At 58.5% G+C, this 24516-nt stretch carries 21 protein-coding genes, 6 tRNA genes and 2 other RNA genes; 25 read left to right on the top strand and 4 right to left on the bottom strand.

The features are described from left to right. Window positions 1-23: 23 nt before the first annotated feature. The 3 genes from odhB to sucD all read left to right on the top strand — a co-directional run bounded on the left by odhB (window position 24) and on the right by sucD (window position 3402). The gene (odhB, locus tag ACUTSC_RS09220) at window positions 24-1241 is read left to right on the top strand and encodes a 2-oxoglutarate dehydrogenase complex dihydrolipoyllysine-residue succinyltransferase (protein WP_033637469.1); all 1218 of its coding nucleotides are present in this window, start codon (window positions 24-26) and stop codon (window positions 1239-1241) included. Between the two features lie 122 nt (window positions 1242-1363). Further along, window positions 1364-2530 (top strand): ADP-forming succinate--CoA ligase subunit beta, encoded by a 1167-nt coding sequence (gene sucC, locus ACUTSC_RS09215; RefSeq protein WP_025301883.1) that lies wholly within the window; start codon window positions 1364-1366, stop codon window positions 2528-2530. Next, complete coding sequence (gene sucD / locus ACUTSC_RS09210; protein WP_004939878.1) at window positions 2530-3402, top strand: succinate--CoA ligase subunit alpha; 873 nt, start codon at window positions 2530-2532, stop codon at window positions 3400-3402. Before sucC ends, sucD begins: the two co-directional genes overlap by 1 nt. A gap of 72 nt (window positions 3403-3474) precedes the next feature. Here the strand turns inward: sucD and ACUTSC_RS09205 are convergent, their stop codons facing one another. Beyond that, complete coding sequence (locus ACUTSC_RS09205) at window positions 3475-5373, bottom strand: 5'-nucleotidase C-terminal domain-containing protein (RefSeq protein WP_197766740.1); 1899 nt, start codon at window positions 5371-5373, stop codon at window positions 3475-3477. 683 nt (window positions 5374-6056) lie between these two features. On the opposite strand from ACUTSC_RS09205, the gene cydA reads away from it, so the two are divergent. The 21 genes from cydA (at window position 6057) to pnuC (ending at window position 18382) form a co-directional block, all read left to right on the top strand. Further along, window positions 6057-7625, top strand: a complete 1569-nt coding sequence (gene cydA / locus ACUTSC_RS09200) for a cytochrome ubiquinol oxidase subunit I (protein ID WP_019454034.1) — start codon at window positions 6057-6059, stop codon at window positions 7623-7625. A gap of 14 nt (window positions 7626-7639) precedes the next feature. Then, on the top strand, window positions 7640-8779 hold the full coding sequence (gene cydB / locus ACUTSC_RS09195) for a cytochrome d ubiquinol oxidase subunit II (RefSeq protein WP_063991116.1): 1140 nt from the start codon (window positions 7640-7642) through the stop codon (window positions 8777-8779). A 17-nt stretch (window positions 8780-8796) separates the two neighbouring features. Next, window positions 8797-8910 (top strand): cytochrome bd-I oxidase subunit CydX, encoded by a 114-nt coding sequence (gene cydX, locus ACUTSC_RS09190; protein WP_004939868.1) that lies wholly within the window; start codon window positions 8797-8799, stop codon window positions 8908-8910. Continuing rightward, a complete protein-coding gene (gene ybgE, locus ACUTSC_RS09185) occupies window positions 8910-9206 on the top strand; it encodes a cyd operon protein YbgE (RefSeq protein WP_197766932.1) in 297 nt (98 codons plus the stop codon). The genes cydX and ybgE overlap by 1 nt, the downstream gene beginning before the upstream one ends. 130 nt (window positions 9207-9336) lie before the next feature. Further along, on the top strand, window positions 9337-9741 hold the full coding sequence (gene ybgC, locus ACUTSC_RS09180) for a tol-pal system-associated acyl-CoA thioesterase (protein WP_025160034.1): 405 nt from the start codon (window positions 9337-9339) through the stop codon (window positions 9739-9741). Then, entirely contained in the window at window positions 9738-10421 is a 684-nt protein-coding gene (gene tolQ, locus ACUTSC_RS09175; RefSeq protein ID WP_004939862.1) for a Tol-Pal system protein TolQ, read from the top strand. Before ybgC ends, tolQ begins: the two co-directional genes overlap by 4 nt. Before the next feature lie 12 nt (window positions 10422-10433). Beyond that, window positions 10434-10862, top strand: coding sequence for a colicin uptake protein TolR (gene tolR, locus ACUTSC_RS09170; protein WP_004939859.1), 429 nt, complete (start codon window positions 10434-10436; stop codon window positions 10860-10862). An 81-nt stretch (window positions 10863-10943) separates the two neighbouring features. Continuing rightward, complete coding sequence (gene tolA / locus ACUTSC_RS09165) at window positions 10944-12170, top strand: cell envelope integrity protein TolA (protein ID WP_197766739.1); 1227 nt, start codon at window positions 10944-10946, stop codon at window positions 12168-12170. A 135-nt stretch (window positions 12171-12305) separates the two neighbouring features. After that, a complete protein-coding gene (gene tolB, locus ACUTSC_RS09160; RefSeq protein WP_033655159.1) occupies window positions 12306-13598 on the top strand; it encodes a Tol-Pal system beta propeller repeat protein TolB in 1293 nt (430 codons plus the stop codon). Window positions 13599-13642: 44 nt separating this feature from the next. Then, window positions 13643-14152, top strand: a complete 510-nt coding sequence (pal, locus tag ACUTSC_RS09155; RefSeq protein ID WP_025160033.1) for a peptidoglycan-associated lipoprotein Pal — start codon at window positions 13643-13645, stop codon at window positions 14150-14152. A 9-nt stretch (window positions 14153-14161) separates the two neighbouring features. Beyond that, entirely contained in the window at window positions 14162-14956 is a 795-nt protein-coding gene (gene cpoB, locus ACUTSC_RS09150; protein ID WP_033647153.1) for a cell division protein CpoB, read from the top strand. Between the two features lie 178 nt (window positions 14957-15134). Then, a tRNA-Lys gene (locus tag ACUTSC_RS09145) sits at window positions 15135-15210 on the top strand. A gap of 131 nt (window positions 15211-15341) precedes the next feature. Further along, window positions 15342-15417: transfer RNA gene (locus tag ACUTSC_RS09140), tRNA-Val, on the top strand. Between the two features lie 7 nt (window positions 15418-15424). Next, a tRNA-Lys gene (locus tag ACUTSC_RS09135) sits at window positions 15425-15500 on the top strand. 15 nt (window positions 15501-15515) lie between these two features. After that, window positions 15516-15640: non-coding RNA, RtT sRNA (locus tag ACUTSC_RS09130), on the top strand. Window positions 15641-15792: 152 nt separating this feature from the next. Further along, window positions 15793-15868: transfer RNA gene (locus tag ACUTSC_RS09125), tRNA-Lys, on the top strand. A 45-nt stretch (window positions 15869-15913) separates the two neighbouring features. After that, window positions 15914-15989: transfer RNA gene (locus ACUTSC_RS09120), tRNA-Val, on the top strand. 6 nt (window positions 15990-15995) lie between these two features. Further along, a tRNA-Lys gene (locus tag ACUTSC_RS09115) sits at window positions 15996-16071 on the top strand. 74 nt (window positions 16072-16145) lie between these two features. After that, window positions 16146-16252: non-coding RNA, RtT sRNA (locus ACUTSC_RS09110), on the top strand. Window positions 16253-16574: 322 nt separating this feature from the next. Then, entirely contained in the window at window positions 16575-17636 is a 1062-nt protein-coding gene (gene nadA, locus ACUTSC_RS09105; RefSeq protein WP_015376982.1) for a quinolinate synthase NadA, read from the top strand. 20 nt (window positions 17637-17656) lie between these two features. Next, the gene (pnuC, locus tag ACUTSC_RS09100) at window positions 17657-18382 is read left to right on the top strand and encodes a nicotinamide riboside transporter PnuC (RefSeq protein ID WP_048232945.1); all 726 of its coding nucleotides are present in this window, start codon (window positions 17657-17659) and stop codon (window positions 18380-18382) included. A gap of 36 nt (window positions 18383-18418) precedes the next feature. On the opposite strand, the gene zitB is transcribed toward pnuC, so the two are convergent. From zitB to ACUTSC_RS09085, 3 genes are read right to left on the bottom strand one after another with little or no spacing between them, the layout of a single operon-like run. Further along, entirely contained in the window at window positions 18419-19381 is a 963-nt protein-coding gene (zitB, locus tag ACUTSC_RS09095; protein WP_033637476.1) for a CDF family zinc transporter ZitB, read from the bottom strand. Continuing rightward, the gene (locus tag ACUTSC_RS09090; protein WP_197766738.1) at window positions 19381-22581 is read right to left on the bottom strand and encodes an ATP-binding protein; all 3201 of its coding nucleotides are present in this window, start codon (window positions 22579-22581) and stop codon (window positions 19381-19383) included. The genes zitB and ACUTSC_RS09090 overlap by 1 nt, the downstream gene beginning before the upstream one ends. Continuing rightward, the gene (locus ACUTSC_RS09085; protein WP_197773789.1) at window positions 22578-23183 is read right to left on the bottom strand and encodes a response regulator; all 606 of its coding nucleotides are present in this window, start codon (window positions 23181-23183) and stop codon (window positions 22578-22580) included. Before ACUTSC_RS09085 ends, ACUTSC_RS09090 begins: the two co-directional genes overlap by 4 nt. A gap of 212 nt (window positions 23184-23395) precedes the next feature. Between ACUTSC_RS09085 and aroG the strand changes: the two genes are divergently transcribed. Next, window positions 23396-24448 carry a 3-deoxy-7-phosphoheptulonate synthase AroG gene (aroG, locus tag ACUTSC_RS09080; protein WP_197766736.1) on the top strand — a complete coding sequence of 351 codons (1053 nt, stop codon included), beginning with the start codon at window positions 23396-23398 and terminating at the stop codon, window positions 24446-24448. Window positions 24449-24516: the final 68 nt, after the last annotated feature.

Here is a 24516-nt window from a genome sequence, read left to right as displayed (position 1 = left end):
TAAAAAACTTAAGGGAAAGCTAAATGAGTAGCGTAGATATTCTGGTTCCTGACCTTCCTGAATCGGTTGCCGATGCGACCGTAGCCACCTGGCACAAAAAACCGGGCGACAGCGTGCAGCGTGATGAAGTCCTGGTTGAAATCGAAACCGACAAAGTGGTGTTGGAAGTGCCGGCCAGTGAAGCGGGCATTCTCGATGCTATCGTGGAAGAAGAGGGCGCGACCGTACTGTCTCGCCAGCTGCTCGGCCGCATCCGTCCGGGCGACAGCTCCGGCAAGCCGACCGCTGAAAAGAGCCAGGAGAAAGAAGCCACGCCTGCCCAGCGCGCTACCGCGAGCCTGGAAGAAGAAAGCAATGACGCGCTCAGCCCGGCGATTCGCCGCCTGATCGCCGAACACGATCTCGATGCCGGCGCCATCAAAGGCACCGGCGTGGGTGGCCGCATCACGCGTGAAGACGTGGAAGCGCACCTGGCCAAAGGCGGCGCCGCTGCCAAACCGGCCGCCGCCGCTGAAGCCGCACCGCAGCCTGCTCTGGCCGGCCGCAGCGAAAAACGCGTGCCGATGACTCGCCTGCGCAAACGCGTCGCCGAGCGTCTGCTGGAAGCGAAGAACAGCACCGCGATGCTGACCACCTTCAACGAAATCAACATGCAGCCGATCATGGATCTGCGCAAGCAGTACGGCGAAGCCTTCGAGAAGCGTCACGGCGTGCGTCTGGGCTTCATGTCCTTCTATATCAAGGCGGTGGTTGAAGCGCTGAAGCGCTTCCCGGAAGTGAACGCGTCGATCGACGGTTCCGACGTGGTTTACCACAACTACTTCGACATCAGCATCGCGGTTTCTACCCCGCGCGGCCTGGTGACGCCGGTACTGCGCGATGTAGATGCCATGAGCATGGCTGACATCGAGAAGAAAATCAAAGAGCTGGCCGTTAAGGGCCGCGACGGCAAACTGACCGTGGAAGAGCTGACCGGCGGTAACTTCACCATTACCAACGGCGGCGTATTCGGCTCCCTGATGTCCACCCCGATCATCAACCCGCCGCAGAGCGCCATCCTGGGCATGCACGCCATCAAAGATCGTCCAATGGCGGTCAATGGTCAGGTGGTGATCCAGCCGATGATGTATCTGGCGCTGTCTTATGACCACCGCCTGATCGACGGTAAAGAATCCGTCGGTTATCTGGTGACGGTCAAAGAGATGCTGGAAGATCCGGCTCGTCTGCTGCTGGACGTCTAGTAACCCTTGCCGGGCGCGGCATGCCGCGCCCGCACTCTGTGCTATGTGGCCGGAAAACCATGCGGTTTACCGCGTAATAATGGTCCGGCTAAAAACCTTCAGAACTGAATGGATAGAACATCATGAATTTACACGAATATCAGGCAAAACAGCTGTTTGCTCGGTATGGCATGCCGGCACCAACCGGTTACGCCTGTACCACTCCGCGTGAAGCAGAAGAAGCCGCATCCAAAATCGGCTCCGGCCCGTGGGTGGTGAAATGTCAGGTTCATGCTGGCGGCCGCGGTAAAGCGGGCGGCGTTAAAGTCGTCAACAGCAAAGAAGATATCCGTGCTTTCGCGGAAGCCTGGTTGGGCAAGCGTCTGGTGACTTACCAGACTGACGCGCTGGGCCAGCCGGTTCACCAGATCCTGGTAGAAGCGGCGACCGACATCGATAAAGAGCTGTACCTGGGCGCGGTAGTGGATCGTTCTACCCGTCGCGTGGTGTTCATGGCGTCTACCGAAGGCGGCGTGGAAATCGAGAAGGTGGCGGAAGAAACCCCTGAACTGATCCACAAAATGACCATCGATCCGCTGGCGGGTCCACAGCCTTATCAGGGCCGTGAGCTGGCCTTCAAACTGGGCCTGACCGGTAAGCAAGTCAGCCAGTTCGCCAAGATCTTCATGGGCCTGGCGACGCTGTTCCTGGAGCGCGACCTGGCGATGGTTGAGATCAACCCGCTGGTGATCACCAAGCAGGGCGATCTGGTATGCCTGGACGGCAAACTGGGCGCCGACGGCAACGCCCTGTTCCGCCAGCCGGAACTGCGTGAAATGCGTGACCCTTCCCAGGAAGACGAGCGTGAATCCCGTGCGGCTCAGTGGGAACTGAACTACGTTGCCCTCGACGGCAACATCGGTTGCATGGTTAACGGCGCCGGTCTGGCAATGGGCACCATGGACATCGTTAAACTGCACGGCGGCGAACCGGCCAACTTCCTGGACGTTGGCGGCGGCGCGACCAAAGAGCGCGTGACCGAAGCGTTCAAAATCATCCTGTCCGACGACAAGGTGAAAGCGGTTCTGGTTAACATCTTCGGTGGTATCGTACGTTGCGATCTGATCGCCGACGGCATCATCGGCGCAGTGGCCGAAGTGGGCGTTAACGTCCCGGTGGTGGTGCGCTTGGAAGGGAACAACGCCGAACTGGGCGCCAAGAAACTGGCGGACAGCGGCCTGAATATCATTGCTGCGACCAGCCTGACTGATGCGGCTCAGCAAGTTGTTGCAGCAGTGGAGGGTAAATAATGTCCATTTTAATCGATAAGAACACCAAAGTAATTTGCCAGGGCTTCACCGGTAGCCAAGGGACTTTCCACTCCGAACAAGCTATCGCTTACGGCACCAAAATGGTTGGCGGCGTAACCCCGGGCAAAGGCGGCACTCAGCACCTGGGCCTGCCGGTGTTCAACACCGTGCGCGAAGCGGTTGAAGCGACCGGCGCCACTGCCTCGGTCATCTACGTTCCAGCGCCGTTCTGCAAAGACTCCATCCTGGAAGCGATCGATGCCGGCATCAAACTGATCATCACCATCACCGAAGGCATCCCGACGCTGGACATGCTGACCGTGAAAGTGAAGCTGGACGAAGCCGGCGTGCGCATGATCGGGCCGAACTGCCCTGGCGTGATCACCCCGGGCGAGTGCAAAATCGGCATCATGCCTGGCCACATCCACCTGCCGGGCAAAGTGGGCATCGTTTCCCGTTCCGGTACCCTGACCTATGAAGCGGTGAAACAAACCACCGATGCCGGTCTGGGCCAGTCCACCTGCGTGGGCATCGGCGGCGACCCGATCCCGGGCTCCAACTTCATCGATATCCTGAAGATGTTCCAGCAGGATCCGCAGACCGAAGCGATCGTGATGATCGGTGAGATCGGCGGCAGCGCTGAAGAAGAAGCGGCAGCTTACATCAAAGAACACGTCACCAAACCGGTTGTCGGCTACATCGCCGGCGTGACCGCGCCGAAAGGCAAGCGTATGGGCCACGCGGGCGCCATCATCGCAGGCGGCAAAGGCACGGCGGACGAGAAGTTTGCTGCGCTGGAAGCCGCTGGCGTGAAAACCGTTCGCAGCCTGGCGGACATCGGCGACGCGGTAAAAGCGGTGCTGAAGCGCTAAGAATTTAGTACGAAATAACAATATCTCGACATGTTTGGCCACCCATAGGGTGGCCTTTTTTATGGGCGAAGATCAGAAGTCGTTGAGCGCCTTGATCAACGCGATCCGATCCTGCAGGCGACGCTGTTGCACCGGATCCGCGGCGGCTTGCCGCTGTTGATCCAGAGAGGTGAGGGCGGCGCGGTAATCGTCGGCGTTGCGGAACAGCGCGTCTTTGACGTTGATCGACGCGACGTTGGTGTAGCGGCCGTCGTCGGTGGTCGGCACCTGGATGACGCCCTCGTTGAGCAGCCGTTTGACGATCGCCCGCTGCGGTTCGTAACCCTCCATGCCGATCAGCTTCCAGCGCTGCGGCGGCACGCCCTGATAGTGGCCGTGTTTCACCTCCGTCAGGTAACGCAGAGTCAGGTGGCGGATAGTACCTTCTTCTTCACCGTATTGGGCTTTGCTGTCGAACAGCACCGGGAAGGATTGCCCCTCCAGCGCGCCACCCTTTTGCGTCAGGTGGCCCATGCGGTAACTGTTCATACCCAGGCGGATCGGCATATCGTCGGTGACCGGTGTGCCATCCGTCAGACGCAGATCGACGATGCGTGAGCCGGCGGGTTGGCGCAGGTCAATGGTGTAAGTGACGCCATCGAAGAAATCGTTGGTGGAATATTTGGACGAACGCCGCACCGGGTTAAAGCTGTAGGTGACGTCGCCCGGCTGCAGCTGATTGAAGTAACCGGCGGACCACTCCATGTAGCGTTTAAGCGCTTTGCCGTTGAGCTGATACACGGTGATCTCGCCGCCGGCGTATTGGTAGTTAAAGGCGATATCCTTGGCCTTGATGTCGCCGACGTCCAGCCTGGCGCGATCGTTGTCGATCTGCAGGGCGATCACCTGCGCCAGAGGCGCATAGTGGCGGGCGGCCTGCTGGAACAGCGCGCTGATGCCGGTATCTTGCACGTGCACCTGGGGAATGCCGCGGAATTCGTCGGCGGGCACCAGATCGCTGCCGCTCAGCTTCGCCACGACCCGGTTGGCGTTGGCGCGCAAAATGTCATGGTACGGCTGGTAGAGCGCTTGCAGGGCGCTGTCCGGCGTCATCCCCTTGATGGCGTAGGTGTAGCTGTTTTTGTCGATCAGCGTGAACTTGCCGTCGCGGCGCTCAAACTGCAGATCGATGCGCGACAGCGCGCGGCCGTATTTATCCGGCTCGGTAATGATGACGCCGTTAACCACCGCTTTGTCGATCTTCACATGCATATGGCCGGCGACGATCGCCGCCAGCTCCGGGTTGGCGTTGGCGATGTCGGCCACGCCGGTGCCGGGGCGCTGATTTTCGTTGTCGATGCCCATATGCGCCACCAGCACGATGGCGTCGACCTGGCCGTCGATTTGCCTGATGACCTGTTTCACCGCCTGCACCGGATCGGTGAAGTTCAGCCCTTTGATGCGATCGGTGCCCTTGGCGAATTCCGCGGTCATCGGCGTGTCCATGCCGATAATGCCGATCTTCACGCCCTGGCGTTCGACGATGGTGTAAGCCGGCAGATAGGGCTTGCCATTGTCCCAGACGATATTGCCCGCCAGCGCCGCGCCCTTGAACTGCTTGAGCGGGGTGGCCAGCACCGGCAGGCCGAAGTCGAACTCGTGGTTGCCCATCACCCAGACATCGTAATTGAGCGCGTTGAGGCCCAGCATCATCGGGCTGACGGCCTCATGCTTGAAGGTTTCGACGAAGTTGCCCTGAATGGTGTCGCCGGCGTCCACCAGGATCAGGTTGGGCTGCTCGGCCCGCACTTTTTTGACCTGGGTGGCTATCTGGCTCAGGCTGCCCGCCAGATTTTCCGTGTCGCTGGCGTAGTCCCAGGGCACGAAGGTGCCGTGCAGATCGGAGGTGCCCAGCAGGGTGATATTTACCGTTTCGGCGGCCATGGCGTTTCCCGAGAGTCCCAAGACAGAGGCAAAGATGATTTTTTTCATAAGTTATTGTCACTCAATGCAATTTTAACATAAGTGGTCATTTTGCTACAAAATCGCAACCTTTACGATCCCATCGCGAGAAATAGACTAATATTGGAGAGAGATTTGTTGTTTTGTGACTGCTATCACTGTCACGGCTTATTGGAAATAAAAGGTTAATTATGTCGCATAATAAGCGCGTAATAATACAATGGCGGCTCTTTTAAATTACATTTATTTAACACAAAAATATCATTAAAAAACAATTAAACCATTGCGCAACATGACCCTAAGAAAATTATGCGAAATGTGCTGATGAATATGGAAATAAGATGCGGATAGGCTTAAATTGTCTCAGATCAAATTAGCCCGAAGTACCTCTTTCGGCTAAGATTTGACCTGTAACCAAAAGTCTAACCCACGTCACGTAAAAACCTATTTATTGTGTGGGATTGGGCGAGTATCATCCATGTTGTGATTATGGATGGTTGATCTTGTTGCATTTGTTACCCGTTGTCGGTTTTCAGTGGCGTGCTTGTCGGCGGCCCGAGGGGCTATTGGCCGAGTGTGCGGTTGAAAGCGGAGAAGCTGGATCAAATTTGTTGTGTTTAAGGGCATTCACTGCGGGGCGTTACTGGCGGCTTTGAAAGAGGCGTGCCGATAACCGCGTGTCGGAGTCTTCCTGCGAGGAGCAAGGAGTCAAGATGTTTGATATTGTCGAACTGTCGCGCTTACAGTTTGCTTTAACGGCGATGTACCATTTCTTATTTGTCCCATTAACGCTCGGTATGGCGTTCTTGCTGGCAATTATGGAAACGGTATATGTCCTGTCTGGCAAACAAATCTATAAAGACATGACCAAATTCTGGGGAAAGTTATTTGCGATTAACTTTGCTCTGGGTGTGGCCACCGGTTTGACCATGGAGTTCCAGTTCGGGACTAACTGGTCGTATTTCTCTCACTACGTCGGCGATATCTTCGGGGCCCCTCTGGCTATCGAAGGTCTGATGGCGTTCTTCCTTGAATCGACGCTGGTCGGCCTGTTCTTCTTCGGCTGGGATCGTCTGAGCAAGGTGCAGCACATGGCGGTAACCTGGTTCGTGGCCCTCGGCTCCAACCTGTCCGCGCTGTGGATCCTGGTCGCCAACGGCTGGATGCAGAACCCGATCGCTTCGGATTTCAACTTCGAAACCATGCGCATGGAGATGGTCAGCTTCTCCGAACTGGTGCTTAACCCGGTTGCGCAGGTGAAATTCGTTCACACCGTGGCTTCCGGCTACACCTGTGGCGCGATGTTCGTTCTGGGCATCAGCTCCTACTACCTGCTGAAAGGCCGCGACATCGCCTTTGCCAAGCGCTCCTTCGCCATCGCTGCCAGCTTCGGTATGGCTGCCATTCTGTCCGTTATCGTTCTGGGTGATGAATCCGGCTACGAAATGGGCGACGTGCAGAAAACCAAACTGGCCGCTATCGAAGCGGAATGGGACACCCAGCCGGCGCCGGCCTCCTTCACCCTGTTCGGCATTCCCGATCAGGACAAGATGGAAAACTCCTTCTCTATTCAGATCCCGTATGCGCTTGGCCTGATCGCCACCCGCTCCACGGACACTCAGGTCACCGGCCTGAAAGATCTGATGGCGCAGCATGAAGTGCGTATCCGCAACGGGATGAAAGCCTACCAGCTGCTGGAAGAGCTGCGCGGCGGCAACACCGATCCTGCGGTGCGCGCCGAATTCAACAAAACCAAGCAAGACCTGGGCTACGGCATGCTGCTGAAGCGCTATACCCCGAACGTCACCGACGCGACGGAAGCGCAGATCCAGCTGGCGACCAAGGACTCCATTCCGCGCGTGGCGCCGCTGTACTTCGCCTTCCGCATCATGGTGGCCTGTGGCGTGATCATGCTGCTGATCATCGGCCTGTCGTTCTGGAACGTGATCCGCGGCCGCATCGGCCAGAAAAAATGGCTGCACCGCGCGGCGCTGTACGGTTTGCCGCTGCCTTGGATCGCGATCGAGTCCGGTTGGTTCGTGGCGGAATACGGCCGTCAACCGTGGGCGATTGGTGAGGTGCTGCCGACGGCGGTCGCCAACTCTTCGCTGACCGCGGGCGACATTCTGTTCTCGATGGGGCTGATCTGCGGCTTGTACACCCTGTTCCTGGTGGCTGAATTGTACCTGATGTTCAAGTTTGCGCGTCTGGGTCCAAGCAGCCTGAAAACCGGCCGCTATCACTTTGAACAACCGACTGCCGCCGTGCAGGAAGCGCGCTAAACAGGAGTCCACGTATGTTTGACTATGAAGTACTGCGATTTATTTGGTGGGTCCTGGTTGGCGTACTGCTGATCGGCTTCGCCGTCACCGACGGTTTCGACATGGGCGTCGGCATTCTGGTGCGCATCATCGGGAAAACCGATACCGAGCGCCGGGTGATGATCAACTCCATCGCCCCGCACTGGGACGGTAACCAGGTGTGGCTGATCACCGCCGGCGGCGCGCTGTTCGCCGCCTGGCCGATGGTCTACGCAGCGGCCTTCTCCGGCTTCTACGTCGCCATGATCCTGGTGCTGGCCGCCTTGTTCTTCCGCCCGGTCGGTTTCGACTACCGTTCCAAGCTGGAGAGCAGCCGCTGGCGCAACATGTGGGACTGGGGCATCTTCATCGGCTCCTTTGTGCCTGCCGTGGTATTCGGCGTGGCGTTCGGCAACCTGCTGCAGGGCGTGCCGTTCCACATGGACGAATACATGCGCCTGTTCTACACCGGCAACTTCTTCCAACTGCTGAACCCGTTCGGTCTGTTGGCGGGCGTGGTCAGCCTGACCATGCTGGTCACCCAGGGGGCGACCTACCTGCAAATGCGCACCACCGGCGAGATCCACCTGCGTTCACGCGCCGCGGCGCAGATCGCGACGCTGATCATGGCGGTGTGCTTCCTGCTGGCGGGCGTATGGCTGGTAAAAGGCATCGACGGCTTCGTCGTGACGTCGGCGCTGGACACCATGGCGGAATCCAACCCGATGCGTAAAGAAGTGGCGCATCAGGCCGGTGCCTGGCTGATCAACTTCAACAAGTATCCGTTGCTGTGGGCGTTGCCTGCGCTGGGCGTGGTGCTGCCGTTGTTCACCATCCTGTTCTCGCGTCTGGAGAAAGGCGCGCTGGCGTTCGTCACCTCGTCGCTGACCATCGCCTGCGTCATCCTCACCGCCGGGGTCACCATGTTCCCGTTCGTGATGCCGTCCAGCACCGTGCCTAACGTCAGCCTGACCATGTGGGACGCGACGTCGAGCCTGTTGACGCTGAAAGTGATGACCGTCGTGGCGGCGATCTTCGTGCCTATCGTTTTGGCGTACACCAGCTGGTCGTACTACAAAATGTTCGGTCGCCTCGACAAGAACTACATCGAAAACAACAAGCATTCGCTGTACTAAGGATAAGGAGCTAAACCATGTGGTATTTTGCCTGGATTCTCGGAACGCTTCTTGCCTGCGCCTTCGGCATCATCACGGCGCTGGCGCTTGAGCAGAGCGAAGCGACCAAAGCTCAGCAAGACGGTAAGTGATGAGCTCGTCCGTGATTGACAAGCTGTACGCTGTCACCGACAGGGGCCCGATCCGGGCCCTTTCCCTGGTGCTGGCGTTGATTTTGGCGGGGTGCGTGTTCTGGGATCCGACGCGTTTCGCCGCCAAAACCAGCTCGCTGGAGATTTGGGAAGGGCTGTTGCTGATTTGGGCGGTGTGCGCCGGGGTGATCCACGGTTTCGGATTCCGCCCGCAGCGCAGCGTCTGGCGCGCCTTTTTCGCGCCACTTCCCGCAATTGTGATCTTGTGCGCAGGATTACTTTACGTTTCTTTATAATCTCCCCGATGTCCCCATGTTATGGGCCCTCACGGCCCATAATTATTTTCATTCCCATCTTGTAACCCATTCCCAACCCGATCCGTCTTGCGTATAGTAGCAGCGTTAAATTGCATTGCTGGGAAGTAGAGTGAGTAATACGTTGTTTCGATGGCCGGTTCGCGTTTACTACGAGGATACCGATGCCAGTGGTGTGGTCTATCACGCCCGCTACGTCGCCTTTTTTGAAAGAGCGCGCACAGAGATGCTGCGTCAGCACAACTTTCATCAACAGCAGCTGCTCAGTGAACAAGTCGCTTTTGTCGTCCGGCGCATGACGGTGGATTATCTGGCTCCGGCTCGTCTCGACGAGCAACTGGAGGTCCAGAGCGAAATCACCTGTCTGCGCGGGGCTTCTCTCACGTTTGCTCAACGCATTGTCAATTCTGACGGGGCCCTACTGAGCCAGGCAGATGTCCTGATTGCCTGTATTGATCCACACCAAATGAAGCCAAGAGCGCTTCCTAAGTCTATTGTCGCGGAGTTTAAGCAGTGACTGACATGAACATCCTAGATTTATTCTTGAAGGCGAGCCTGCTGGTTAAGCTTATCATGTTGATTTTGATATGCTTCTCGGTAGCCTCTTGGGCGATCATCATTCAGCGCACCCGCATCCTCAATGCGGCGACGCGTGACGCCGAAGCCTTTGAAGACAAATTCTGGTCCGGTATCGAGCTTTCCCGTCTGTACCAGGAAAGTCAGGCGCGTCGCGATAGCCTGACCGGTTCCGAGCAGATCTTCCATTCCGGGTTCAAAGAGTTCGCCCGCCTGCACCGCGCCAACAACCATGCGCCGGAGTCGGTGATCGAAGGGGCGTCGCGCGCGATGCGCATTTCGATGAACCGCGAGCTGGAAACGCTGGAAACCCATATTCCGTTCCTCGGCACCGTCGGTTCGATCAGCCCGTATATCGGCCTGTTCGGCACCGTGTGGGGGATCATGCACGCCTTTATCGCACTGGGCGCGGTGAAGCAAGCCACGCTGCAGATGGTGGCGCCGGGTATCGCCGAAGCGCTGATCGCCACCGCGATCGGTCTGTTCGCCGCCATCCCGGCGGTAATGGCCTATAACCGTCTCAACCAGCGCGTCAACAAGCTTGAGCAGAATTACGACAACTTTATGGAAGAGTTCACCGCTATTCTGCATCGTCAGGCCTTCTCCAGCGACAGCAAATAAGTAGGAGGTAGCATGGCGAGAGTACGTGGACGTAGTCGGCGCGAGCTGAAGTCCGAAATTAACATCGTTCCGCTGCTCGACGTGTTGCTGGTGCTGCTGCTGATCTTTATGGCAACCGCGCCAATCATCACGCAGAGCGTGGAGGTTGACCTGCCGGACGCCACCGATTCCAAAACGGTGTCCAGCGATGACAATCCGCCGGTGATCCTCGAGGTTTCCGGCGTAGGTCAATACACCCTGGTGGTGGATCACAACCGTATGGAGCTGCTGCCGCCTGAGCAAGTCGCGGCCGAAGCCAAGTCGCGTTTGGCGGCTAACCCGAAAACGGTCTTTTTGATCGGCGGTGCGAAGGAAGTCCCTTACGATGAGATTATCAAGGCATTGAATATTCTCCATCAGGCGGGCGTGGCTTCCGTGGGGCTGATGACCCAGCCGATCTGACCGTAAGGCGAACGGCAACCCGGTTCCTGCGCTGCGGCCCAGGAACCCCGTATAAGCAACACCAGTTTTTGGGAATCTATTTTGGTAAAGGCAACTGAGCAAAACGATAAGCTGAACCGCGCCGTTATTGTTTCGGTCGTTCTGCACTTCATATTGATTGCCCTGCTGATTTGGGGATCGCTGCAGGAAAAGGTCGACATGGGCGCCGGCGGTGGCGGTGATGGCACCGTGGTGGGCGCAGTGATGGTCGATCCCGGCGCGGTGGTGGAGCAATACAACCGCCAGCAGCAGCAGAGCAACGATGCGCAGCGTGCCGAGAAGCAGCGCCAGAAAAAAGCGGAGCAACAGGCCGAAGAGCTTCAGCAGAAGCAGGCGGAGCAGCAACAGCGCCTGAAAGAGCTGGAGAAAGAGCGTTTGGCGGCGCAGGAGAAAGCTGCGCAGGACGCCAAAGCGCAGGCTGAGCAACAGCAGAAGGCAGCGGAGCAGCAGAAACAGGCCGCCGAGCAGCAAAAAGCGGCGGAAGCCGCCGCAGCCAAGGCCAAAGAGCAACAGAAGGTCGCCGAAGCCGCCGCCGCCAAGGCGAAGGCCGAAGCGGACAAGGTCGCCAAGGCGCAGGCGGACGCGCAGAAGAAAGCCGAAGCGGAAGCCAAGAAAGAAGCGGCCGCCGCTGCCGCCGCCAAGAAACAGGCGGAAGAGGCGAAGAAAGCCGCCGCCGCCGCCGCAGAGCAAAAAGCCGCAGAGGCCGCGGAGAAGAAAGCGGCCGCTGAAGCCGAGAAGAAAGCCGCAGCGGAAGCCGAGAAGAAGGCTGCCGCCGAGGCAGAGAAGAAAGCGGCCGCCGCTGAGAAAGCAGCTGCTGCCAAGAAAGCCGCAGCGGACGCCAAGAAGAAGGCCGCCGCTGAGGCTGCGAAACAATCGGATGAAGTTAGCGATCTGTTTGGCGGCCTGGCGGACGGCAAGAACGCGCCGAAAGGCGGCGGTGCCAAATCGAAGGGCGACGGTAAACCGGCCGGGCAGGGCAATGCCAAGACGGCTGGGGCCAGCGGGGCGGATATCAGCGGTTATATGGGGCAGGTCAAAGGCGCGATAGAGAGCAAGTTCTATGACGCCAGTTCGTTCGCCGGAAAAACCTGTGACCTGCGTATCAAGCTGGCGCCGGACGGCCTGCTGATAAGCGTACAAGCGGCGGGGGGCGATCCTGCACTGTGCCAAGCAGCGGTGTCTGCCGCCAAGTTGGCGCATATACCGAAGCCGCCGAGCGATGCCGTTTATCAGCACTTTAAGAATTCTATCCTTGAATTCAAACCGTAATAACGGTTGATTGAGTGAGTGATATCACAGGGATGTACTAAGGTAACCAACAGGGATTATGTAGTTTTACGTAAGTTGGTTTGTTAAAATTCTGCTAATTTATCGCAGGCATCCCGCCTGGATAAGGGAGATGAGATGAAGCAGGCATTTCGAGTAGCGCTAGGTTTTTTAATTCTGTGGGCGTCCGTGTTGCACGCGGAAGTTCGCATTGAAATCACCCAAGGGGTCGACTCCGCTCGTCCGATTGGCGTGGTGCCGTTTAAATGGGCGGGCCCAGGCACGCCGCCGGAAGATATCGGCAAGATTGTCGGCGCGGATCTGCGCAACAGCGGCAAATTCAACCCGATCGACGTGGCGCGCATGCCGCAGCAACCGACCTCCGCGTCTGAAGTGACGCCGGCGGCCTGGACTGCGCTGGGCATCGATGCCGTGGTTGTCGGCCAGGTTCAACCTGGCGCCGACGGCAGCTACCTGATCTCCTACCAGCTGGTGGATACCTCGGGTTCGCCGGGCACCGTATTGGCGCAGAACCAGTATAAAGTAACCAAACAGTGGTTGCGTTATTCTGCCCATACCGCCAGCGACGAAGTGTTCGAAAAGCTGACCGGCATCAAGGGCGCGTTCCGTACCCGTATCGCCTACGTCGTGCAGACCAACGGCGGGAAATTCCCGTATGAGCTGCGCGTAGCGGATTACGACGGTTACAACCAGTTCACGGTGCACCGTTCGCCTGAGCCGCTGATGTCACCGGCCTGGTCGCCGGACGGCAGCAAACTGGCTTACGTGACCTTCGAGAGCGGCCGTTCCGCGCTGGTGGTGCAGACCCTGGCTAACGGCGCTATTCGCCAGATCGCCTCGTTCCCGCGCCACAACGGTGCGCCGGCGTTCTCGCCGGATGGCAGCAAGCTGGCCTTCGCGCTGTCCAAGAGCGGCAGTCTGAACCTGTACGTGATGAACCTCGGCTCCGGCCAGATCACGCAGCTGACCGATGGCCGCAACAACAACACCGAACCGACCTGGTTCCCGGATGGCCAGTCTCTGGCGTTTACCTCCGACCAGGGCGGGCGTCCGCAGATTTATAAAATCAGCGCCAGCGGCGGTGCCGCACAGCGTCTGACGTGGGAAGGCGCTCAGAACCAGGATTCTGAAGTCAGCTCCGACGGTAAATTCCTGGTGATGGTGAGCACCAACAGTGGTGCACAACACATCGCCAAACAAGATCTTGGATCGGGCGCCGTTCAGGTTTTGACCGGCACCTTCCTGGATGAAACGCCTAGTATTGCGCCAAACGGCACCATGGTGATCTATAGCTCCACGCAAGGTATGGGCTCCGTGCTGCAGTTGGTGTCAACTGATGGGCGTTTCAAAGCGCGTCTTCCGGCAACTGATGGACAGGTCAAATTCCCTGCCTGGTCGCCGTATCTGTGATGCATGTGTAAATATGTATGGCAAACTATAAAAGGATCAAAGAAATGCAACTGAACAAAGTGCTGAAAGGGCTTCTGCTGGCACTGCCAGTTCTGGCTGTAGCAGCTTGTAGTTCTAACAAAAGCGCAAACAACGACCAATCTGGTATGGGCGCTGGCACTGGTATGGAAAACGGCAGCAGCAACCTGTCTTCCGAAGAACAAGCTCGTCTGCAGATGCAAGAACTGCAGAAGAACAACATCGTTTACTTCGGCCTGGACAAGTATGACGTAAGCTCCGAATTCGCTCAGATGCTGGACGCGCACGCTGCATTCCTGCGTAACAACCCGTCTTACAAAGTGACCGTTGAAGGCCACGCTGACGAACGCGGCACGCCGGAATACAACATCGCTCTGGGTGAGCGCCGTGCTAACGCCGTTAAAATGTACCTGCAGGGTAAAGGCGTTTCCGCTGACCAGATCTCTATCGTTTCTTACGGTAAAGAAAAACCAGCAGTACTGGGCCACGACGAAGCTGCTTATGCTAAAAACCGTCGTGCCGTTCTGGTTTACTAAGAGAATCGCATGAACAGTAACTTCAGACGTCACCTGTTGAGTCTGTCGTTACTGGTTGGCGTAGCGGCCCCTTGGGCCGCTACTGCCCAAGCGCCAATCAGTAATGTCGGCTCCGGCTCGGTCGAAGACCGCGTCACCTCGCTTGAGCGCATCAGTAATGCTCAAGGCCAGCTTTTAAATCAACTCCAGCAACAACTCTCTGATAACCAACGCGACATTGATTCTCTCCGTGGGCAAATCCAGGAAAGCCAGTATCAGTTGAATCAGGTGGTTGAACGCCAGAAGCAAATCTATCAACAGATGGATAGCCTCAGCCAGGGCGGCGCTCAGAGCGCCTCTGCGGCCGCGGGCGCTGCCGGTGGGGCAGCCGCAGGCGCATCTTCCGATGCGGGCGGCAGCGCGCCTGCAGCCGCGTCTGCAACGCCGAGCGGCGGTGATGAGAACAGCGACTACAACGCCGCTGTTTCTCTGGCGCTGGAAAAAAAACAGTATGACCAGGCGATTTCCGCCTTTCAGTCTTTCGTAAAACAGTACCCGAAGTCTACCTACCAGCCCAACGCCAACTATTGGCTGGGCCAGTTGTTCTACAACAAGGGTAAAAAAGACGACGCGGCCTACTATTTTGCGGTGGTGGTGAAGAATTACGCTAAATCACCGAAGGCGCCGGACGCCATGTACAAGGTGGGTATCATCATGCAGGAGAAAGGGCAGGCCGATAAAGCCAAAGCCGTGTTCCAGCAGGTGATTAAACAGTACCCAACCAGTGCGGCGGCCAAACAGGCGAAAAGTCGCGTAGGCGGTTAACAGTCAGAAAAATGAGCCCAGAAGTTAGTCGATTTGACCGATTTCTGGGCTCATTCGCGTGAAGAACAAGCAGTTGAACGCATCAGTCAAAAATTTAGGTTGCGCTGCCAAGATAAATTAGTAATATATGCCGCCGTTGCCAAGACATCTTGCAAGATGTTAAAGCGGCAGGGAAATTGGGTCGTTAGCTCAGTTGGTAGAGCAGTTGACTTTTAATCAATTGGTCGCAGGTTCGAATCCTGCACGACCCACCAATTTTGAAGCAAGAAATGAAGTGGAATCGGGAAGGATAACATCACGAAGTGATGGCCCGTCAGGGCGAGGCCAAAGGCCGAGTCATCCTGCACGACCCACCAATTTCTGAAGTAGCAGTAACCACAACAGTGGGTGATTAGCTCAGTTGGTAGAGCATCTCCTTTACACGGAGGGGGTCGGCGGTTCGAGCCCGTCATCACCCACCACTGTTATGGGTCGTTAGCTCAGTTGGTAGAGCAGTTGACTTTTAATCAATTGGTCGCAGGTTCGAATCCTGCACGACCCACCATTCTTTAAGAATGGCTGCGATAGAGAATCGTAAAGGATAAGAACCGTAAAGGTTCGAGTCTCGCGAAGCGAGACAACATCACTCCGGTGATGGCCCGCAAGGGCGAGGCCAAAGGCCGAGTTATCCTGCACGACCCACCATTCTTTAAGAATGGCAGCTTCAGAATAGGTTTGATGTGGCAAAGTAAAGGTCTGAGTCGAGTACCCGTCGAGTTGTCCTGAACATCCCCATCCTTGTTTTCCGCGAGTCGGTTCCAATAGCCTATTCGCCATCAGCAGTAAACCACATCAGTGGGTCGTTAGCTCAGTTGGTAGAGCAGTTGACTTTTAATCAATTGGTCGCAGGTTCGAATCCTGCACGACCCACCACGCTTTGATAGAGCAAGGTGTGAAAAATAGCAGTACCACAGCAGTGGGTGATTAGCTCAGTTGGTAGAGCATCTCCTTTACACGGAGGGGGTCGGCGGTTCGAGCCCGTCATCACCCACCACACTGCGGGTCGTTAGCTCAGTTGGTAGAGCAGTTGACTTTTAATCAATTGGTCGCAGGTTCGAATCCTGCACGACCCACCAATTCAGAGAAAAGCGCCTTTTGGCGCTTTTTTCGCATCTGCGCCACCAGACTCTACTTTATCCTCTTGCTAACAGAGTTCACCGAGTCGTGCGGGTGAGATCCTGCGTTCAGGTTCGAGCATCGCGCAGCGTTGCCCGCAGGGTGAGGCCACAGGCCGAATCAATCCTGCACGACCCACCAATTCAGAGAAAAGCGCCTTTTGGCGCTTTTTTCGCATCTGCAGCACCGTCACCTACATTCGTGCTTTCTCGTTTCAACACCGCACCGATCGTCATCCCGCTGTTCTCTGAACGGCTATACGTTCTCGCCAGGCTGTTAATCCACTGTGAACTGCACGGGTAACTCCTGTGTTTTAATCTATTAAACAATAGGTGCGCAAATATGAAAATATCAGCGGACTTTTCGCGCAGTTTTAGGTATTTTGTTTAGTATATAAAACGAAGGGCGTTGCGGCAGGCGATATTCACGCGGCAGGCGCCCAGCCTAGCATGAGATTGCAGCGATGAGTGAAATGTTTGATGTCAATGCGGCGGTGTATCCCTTCCCGCCTAAACCGGTTCCGCTGGACGTAGCCGAAAAAGCCTTTTATCGCGAAAAGATCAAAACCCTGCTCAAGCAGCGCAATGCGGTGATGGTCGCCCACTATTATACCGATCCGGAAATCCAGGCGCTGGCGGAAGAAACCGGCGGCTGCGTGGCGGATTCGCTGGAAATGGCGCGCTTCGGCAGCGCTCATCCGGCTTCCACGCTGTTGGTGGCCGGCGTGCGCTTCATGGGGGAAACCGCCAAGATCCTCAGCCCGGAAAAGCAGGTGCTGATGCCGACGCTGTTTGCCGAATGTTCGCTGGATCTGGGCTGCCCGGAAGAGGAGTTTCATGCGTTTTGCGATAGCCACCCCGATCGTACCGTGGTGGTCTATGCGAACACCTCGGCGGCCGTCAAAGCACGCGCCGACTGGGTGGTCACTTCCAGCATCGCCGTTGAGCTGATCGAACACCTGGACAGCCTGGGCGAGAAGATCATCTGGGCGCCGGATCGCCATCTCGGCAGCTACGTGCAGAAGCAGACCGGCGCTGACGTGTTGTGCTGGCAAGGCGCCTGCATTGTCCATGACGAGTTCAAGACTCAGGCGCTGCGGCGCATGAAGGCACTTTATCCGCAGGCGGCCATCCTGGTGCATCCCGAATCACCACAGGCGGTGGTTGAGTTGGCGGATGCGGTGGGATCGACCAGCCAACTGATTCAGGCAGCGAAAACATTGCCGCATCAACAGCTGATCGTCGCCACCGATCGCGGTATCTTTTACAAGATGCAGCAGGCCTGCCCGGACAAGGAGCTGTTCGAAGCGCCGACCGCCGGAGAAGGGGCGACCTGCCGCAGCTGCGCGCATTGCCCGTGGATGGCGATGAATGGCCTGAAGGCGATTGCCGAAGGGCTGGAGCAGGGGGGCGCGCAGCATGAGATCCACGTGGACGCCGCGCTGCGTGAAAAGGCGCTGGTGCCGCTGAACCGCATGCTGGATTTCGCCGCTCAGCTTAAGATGCAGGTTAAAGGCAACGCTTAACCGTTTAAAAGGATGACCTCATGAGCTTCTTCAGTACCAGCAATATTCTGGTGCATATTCCGCTTGGCGCGGGCGGTTACGATCTGTCGTGGATCGAAGCCATCGGCACGCTGTTTGGGTTGCTGTGCATCTGGTATGCCAGCAAGGAAAAAATTATCAACTACCTGTTCGGCCTGATCAACGTCACGCTGTTCGCGGTGATTTTCTTCCAGATCCAGCTGTACGCCAGCCTGCTGCTGCAGCTGTTCTTTTTCGGCGCCAACATTTACGGTTGGTATGCCTGGAGCCGCCAAACCCAGGATAATCAGGCTGAGCTGCAGATCCGCTGGCTGCCGTTGCCGAAAGCGTTGGCCTGGGCGGCGGTTTGCGTCATCGGCATTGGCCTGATGACCTTTAACATCGACCGCGTGTTCGCCTGGCTGACGCAGATCGCGGTAGCGGTGATGCAAGGGCTGGGGCTGAACGTGCAGATGCCTGAGCTGCAGCCGGACGCGTTCCCGTTCTGGGATTCGGCGATGATGGTGCTCTCCATCGTGGCGATGATCCTGATGACGCGCAAGTACGTGGAAAACTGGCTGCTGTGGGTGGTTATCGACGTGATCAGCGTGGCGATCTTCGCTTACCAGGGGGTATACGCGATGGCGCTGGAGTATGTCATTCTGACGCTGATCGCCCTGAACGGCTCCTGGCTGTGGATCAAGAGCGCCGGGCGCAACCGTTCCAACCCGCTCTCGTCCGCACCGTAGCAACAGCAGAGGGCGCCGTGGTGGCGCCCTCTTGGTTTAGTGACGATGTCCCAGATGGGAGTGCGCTTCGGCATGTGAGTGTTCACTCGGCTCCGGCGCCCGGTTGATACCGCAGTCCGGTGTCTCGCAGTGCCGGTACTCCATCTGAATGGTCACGTGGCCAATCTTGTAGTGTTCCAACAGATAAGCCTGAATGCGTTGCAACAGCCCATCGTGATCATGCGGCGGGATCACCTGCGCATGCAGCGTCATCAGCTTCTGTTCGCCGATCTGCCAGACATGCACGTGATGGATGTTGCGCACTTCCGGGATATTCAGGCACAGGTCTTTTTGCAGCTTGGCGATATCGACCTCCTGCGGCGTGCCTTCCAACAGCTCGTGGAAACTCTCCTTCAGCAGCCGCCAGGCGCTGCGTAGCACCAGACAGGAGACCAGTACCGACAGGATCGGGTCAATCGGCGTCCAGCCGGTGGCAAGAATGACGATGGCGGCGACGATGGCGCCCACCGAACCGAGCAGGTCGCCCAGCACATGCAGCGCGGCGGCGCGCACGTTGATATTTTTCTCTTCGCTGCCGCGATGCAGCAACCAGAAGGCGAACAGGTTCGCCAGCAGCCCCGCTACGGCGATGATCAGCATTGGGGTACCCATCACCGGCTGCGGTTCGAAGAAACGCCGTATCGCCTCCCACAGGATGAATACCACGATCACCAGCAGCGCCGCGGCGTTGAGGAAGGCCGCCAGGGTGGTGAGGCGCAGATAGCCGAAGGTGTGGCGCGCGTTGGGCTTGCGCTGGGAGAAGTGCACCGCCATCAGCGCCACCAGCAGCGCGGCGGCATCGGTCAACATATGGCCGGCGTCGGCCAACAGCGCCAGCGAGCCGGACAATAGGCCACCGACCACCTCGGCCACCATAAAGACGGCGGTGACTAAAAAAGCGGTCAGTAGGCGTTTACTATTACTGTCTTTCGGCAGGTGTACGTGTGGAGTGTCCGACATTATTCATCCTTATGCATAGCGAAAGAGGGGGCGGCGGCGAGCAGAGCGTCCAGCTCCGGTTCTATCTGCGCCACTAACGCCTTTAATTTAGTATAAGCGGCGGCGGCAAGCTCGCCCCGACGTGCGGTATCCACCAGCTGCTGGCACAGCTGCGCGGCTTCCGGCAGCTGCAGCATCAGCAGGCTGCCCTTGATGCGGTGCGCCGCCTGCTCCAGGCGCGGCCAGTCGCTCGCGGCGACGGCGTCCGCGAGCCGCTGCCGGTCTTGGCGCAGCGTATCGCCGAGCGTCTGCGCCAGCCGCTGCAGCATGGCGCGATCGTCACCTGCCATTTCGGCCAGCGTTTGTCGCAGGTCAGTAAGGACTGACTTTTCTTCCTGAGCCTGCGGCTGCTGAGCCAATACCTGGCCGATCGCCGCCAGTGAAATCGGTTTGGTCAGGAAGTGGTCGATCGCCACCCGCCCCGGCGGGATGCGGGTAAACTCCTGCACGTCTGCCGAGCAAAGCACGATGCGGCAAGGCGGGCGTTGCAGCCGCTGTTCGTCGCGGCGGATCAGCCTGGTCAGCGTCAGCCCGTCCGGGCGCGGCATGTTATAGTCGATAAACAGCAGATCGAACGGTTGCCGGCGCTGGGCCTTCAACAGCGCATAGCCTTGTTCAAAGCGGGCGGGTTGCAGCCCGAAGTGGCGCAGCTGGCGTTCCAGCAGCAACAAATTGGTGGGGTGATCGTCGATCAGCGCGGTACGCAAGGCGGGAGACGGCAGAGCATAGGTGTGCTCCTCCTGGGCGACAGCCGGCGCTGCGCCGCTCAGCTCGACCGGTATCGCGACCTCGACGCGGGTGCCGACGCCCGGCTGCGAGTGCAGCTCGATGCGGCCGCCCATCTGTTCGACGATCTCTTTGCAGATAGACAGTCCCAAACCGGTGCCCTGCACCGAGATGCGTTGTGCGCCGCGCGCGCGGTAAAACGGTTGGAACAGCTTGCCTATTTCATCGGCGGCGATGCCGCAGCCGCTGTCGTTCACCGTTAATCGCAATTCCCCCTGTCGCTCATCTTGCGCGCGCCAGCCGATCTCGACCTGAATAGTGCCGCGCGGCGTAAACTTTATCGCGTTGTTTATCAGGTTGTTAGCTACCTGAAGTAAACGCTCACCATCAATAATCACCGCCTCCGGCAGCGCCGGATCCGCCAGCACGCTCAGCGTCAACGGGCGTTCGCCGATCAGCGGTCGGTAAAGGGCGTCGATGCGCGCTACCCAGGGGCGCAGCGCCACCGGTTTCGGCGCCAGCGTCAGCGAACCGGTTTCCAGCCGGGCGTGATCCTGCAGGTCGTTGAGCAGGTTGAGCAGCGAAGAGGCCGAGCTGTATATCACCGGCAGGCCTTCCGGCGCGGGTTGGCGTTTGAGCTCCAGCTCCAGTAGGCCGAGGATGGCGTGCATCGGCGTGCGCAGCTCGTGGCTGACGGTGGCGAGGAATTTGCTCTTCATGCGGTTTTCCGCTTCGGCGCGGCGGCGCGCGTGCTCGAGTTCTTCGCGTTCGCGTTTTTCACGGCGCTGCAGCATGAAACGGCGCAGCGTTAGCGCCAGCAGCAGCACGGTGGCGGCGGCCAGCAGCGCCAGCAACCAGGTGGTCTGCGGCGGCATACGGTTGTCATTCACCGCGTCGATAAGATTGCTGCGGTCGACGATCCACTCGTCGCGCAGCGATTGCAGGGTGTCCGCCGGGATCTGCATCAGATTCTTATCGAGGATCGCCAACAGAAGAGGTTGATCGCGGCGCACGCCGAAGGCCACCGGATAGGGGATGTTGTTGGCGGCAAAGGCCAGCTTGATGGCGCCGGAATAGCGCGACAGCGCCAAAAAGTTGGCGGAGATGACGTTATCCACCAGCGCATCCAACTGGCCGTTGGCCAGCGCGTCGTACATCGACTTGCTGTCGGCGAAGCTGATGGTCTGCTCCTGTTCCGGCACCAGCCCCTGCGCCAAATCGCCCTGCAGCACGCCGATGCGCTTGCCGGCCAAATCGTTCCAGGTGGAAATGCCGTCGGCGTGCTGGCCGACGTAAACGCCCCACAGCGAGCGGTGGATCGGCATGCTGGCGCCGTAGCGCGCCTTGACGCCGCGCGCCAGCGGCAGGGCGGCGCGGAAGCTGGCCTGGCCGGACTGCACCAGCTGATCGGCCTGCTCGGCGTTGCGCGCCCACAGCGGTGCGAAACGTAGCCCGGTGTTTTGCGCGATGATGTTGAGAATGTCGATGGCGTAGCCGCGCGGCTGGCCGTCAGAGCCGCGGTAGGCGAACGGGAAGTTGTTCTCGATGGCGGCGTAGTAAACCACGCGGTGGCTCGCCACCCAATTCTTCTCCATCGTCGTCAGGTCGGCATTGCCGGTGTCGAGGTAGCTGGGGATCTTTTTGCTCCAGCGGCTCTGCAGGGCGTTCATCAGCTCCATCGGCGCGTCGGCGATGGCGGTGTCCAGCGTGTCTATCAGCCGTGAGTCGGCGGCGGCGAACACGAAGGACAGGTTGCCCAGATTCTCGTTGCTTTCAATCTGATAGAGCTGGCCGAGCTGCAGCTGGTCGATGATAAAGCTGGCGCTGGCCTCGTCGGCGATAAAGTAGTCGCTGCTGCCGTTGAGCAGCGAGTAGACCGCCTGCAGATTGTTGTCGTAGCGCTGGATCTGCGACGCCACGGCCTGCAGAGCGCCGCCGGACTGCATGTCGGTCAGCGCGCCGATCGCGACGCGGGCGTTGGCGGAGTTGAGCATCACCGGCCGATCGTTGCTGCGATCGCGCAATACGCGCAGGTTGCTGACGTAATAGGGCTGAGAGATCGCCAGGCCGTGCAGCGCCTCACTCTGCGGGATGCCGTACAGCAGGTCGACCTTGCCGTCGTGCAGCGCCTGCTCCAGCTGCGTCAGATCGGCAAAGCCGTAAATGGCGAAGCGAATGCCGGTTACCTGCTGGATATAGCCGAGGTAGTCGGCGTTCAGCCCGTACAGATCGTCATCCACGATGATGTTGTACGGACTGGTGTTCTCACTGATGATGCCGATGCGCAGCGTTCGGTCGCGCCAGGGGTTTTTCTCGCCGACGATCAGCATGTTCTCGGGGGTATTCAGATTGCTGACCAACTGATAGCGCACCGGCGCCGCCGCCTGCGCCAGGCCGCACCACAGGATCAGCAGCAGCAGGGCGCGACGCATCATGGCGCCAGCTCTTTAAACACCGCCACCAGCTCCAGCAGATTACCGGCGCCGGTTTTGCGCTGGATGTTCTTCTTGTGCGTGCTGACGGTCTTGTTGCTGATGTGCAGCCGATCGGCGATCTGCAGGTTGGACAGCCCCTGGCTCAGCAAGCCCAGCACCTCGAGCTCTTTGGGGGTAAGCAGCCCACCGTCCGCCGTCGGCGCCTCTTCGGCCAGCGCGGCGGCGGGGAAGTGGGTTTCACCGTCCAGCACCTGCTCGATCGCCTGCAACAACTCTGCCAACGAACTGCCTTTATTGACGAAACCGTTGGCCCCGGCGGCATGGGCCATGCGCGCATAGACCTCGGCCTCCTGCGCGGTATAGATCAGGATCGGCTGCCGCGGGTAGTAGCGGCGGATTTTTTTCAACAGCTGCAGCCCGTCGACCTGCGGCAGGCCGATATCCAGGATCACCAGGCCGAAAGCGGCCTTGGCCAGCAGGGCCAGCGCCTGGACGTCGTCCTGCGCTGCCTGCAGGCGGTAGGGGCGGGATGATTTCATTAGCGCCGCTTCCAGTGCGACATGAACCACCGGGTGGTCATCAACTAATAACAGAGAGGGCATGTTCAACTCGGGTCGCTTTATATTCCGATCGCTAGCATAGCGAAAAAGGAGGCTCTGCGCTCCCCTGATGAAACAGCACAATCTGCTGTTAATTTGGCGGTTCCAGCGGAGGGGGGCAAAGGTGATTTACAGCGCCATTCCCACAGGCTAGATTGTTGGGATCTACACCGTTACGCACTGCGAAATACCCCTCGATACCGAATGGAAAAGCTATGAATTACCAAAACGACGATTTACGCATTAATGATATTAAGGAACTCCTGCCGCCGGTGGCTTTGCTGGAGAAATTCCCGGCCACTGAACGCGCGGCGAAGACGGTGTCCCAGGCCCGCAGCGCAATTCATAATATCCTCCGCGGCAGCGACGATCGCCTGCTGGTGGTGATTGGCCCTTGCTCTATCCATGATACTAAAGCCGCCAAAGAGTACGCGGGGCGCCTGCTGGCGCTGCGTGACGAACTGAAGGGCGAGCTGGAAGTGGTCATGCGCGTATACTTCGAAAAACCGCGCACCACCGTGGGCTGGAAAGGCCTGATCAACGATCCGCAGATGGACAACAGCTTCAACATCAACGACGGTCTGCGCCTGGCGCGCAAGCTGCTGGTGGAGATCAACGACAGCGGTCTGCCGGCCGCCGGCGAATTCCTCGACATGATCACGCCGCAGTACCTGGCGGATCTGATGAGCTGGGGCGCCATCGGCGCGCGCACCACGGAATCGCAGGTGCACCGCGAGCTGGCCTCCGGCCTCTCATGCCCGGTGGGCTTCAAGAACGGCACCGACGGCACCATCAAGGTGGCGATTGACGCCATCAACGCCGCCGGCGCGCCGCACTGTTTCCTGTCGGTAACCAAGTGGGGCCACTCGGCGATCGTTAACACCAGCGGCAACGGCGACTGTCACATTATTCTGCGCGGCGGTAAAGAGCCGAACTACAGCGCGGCGCACGTGAAGGACGTCAAAGCCGGCCTGAGCAAAGCCGGGCTGCCGGCGCAGGTAATGATCGACTTCAGCCATGCCAACAGCAGCAAACAGTTCAAAAAGCAGATGGACGTGAGCGCTGACGTTTGCGGGCAGATCAGCGGCGGTGAAAAAGCGATCATCGGCGTGATGATTGAGAGCCACCTGGTGGAAGGCAACCAGAACCTTGAAAGCGGCGAACCGCTGGTTTACGGCAAGAGCGTGACCGACGGCTGCATCGGCTGGCAGGACACCGAAACCGTGCTGCGCGATCTGGCGGCGGCGGTGAAAGCGCGCCGCGGCTAATCGCAAAAATGACAAGGGCCCGGCAGCGGGCCCTTGTTTTATCCTTGTCATTGCACCTCTATATATCC

Source organism: Serratia sp. TSA_105.2 (assembly GCF_052692115.1).
The sequence above is the reverse complement of the archived record's forward strand: the minus strand, read 5'-3'. Positions and strand labels throughout refer to the sequence as shown.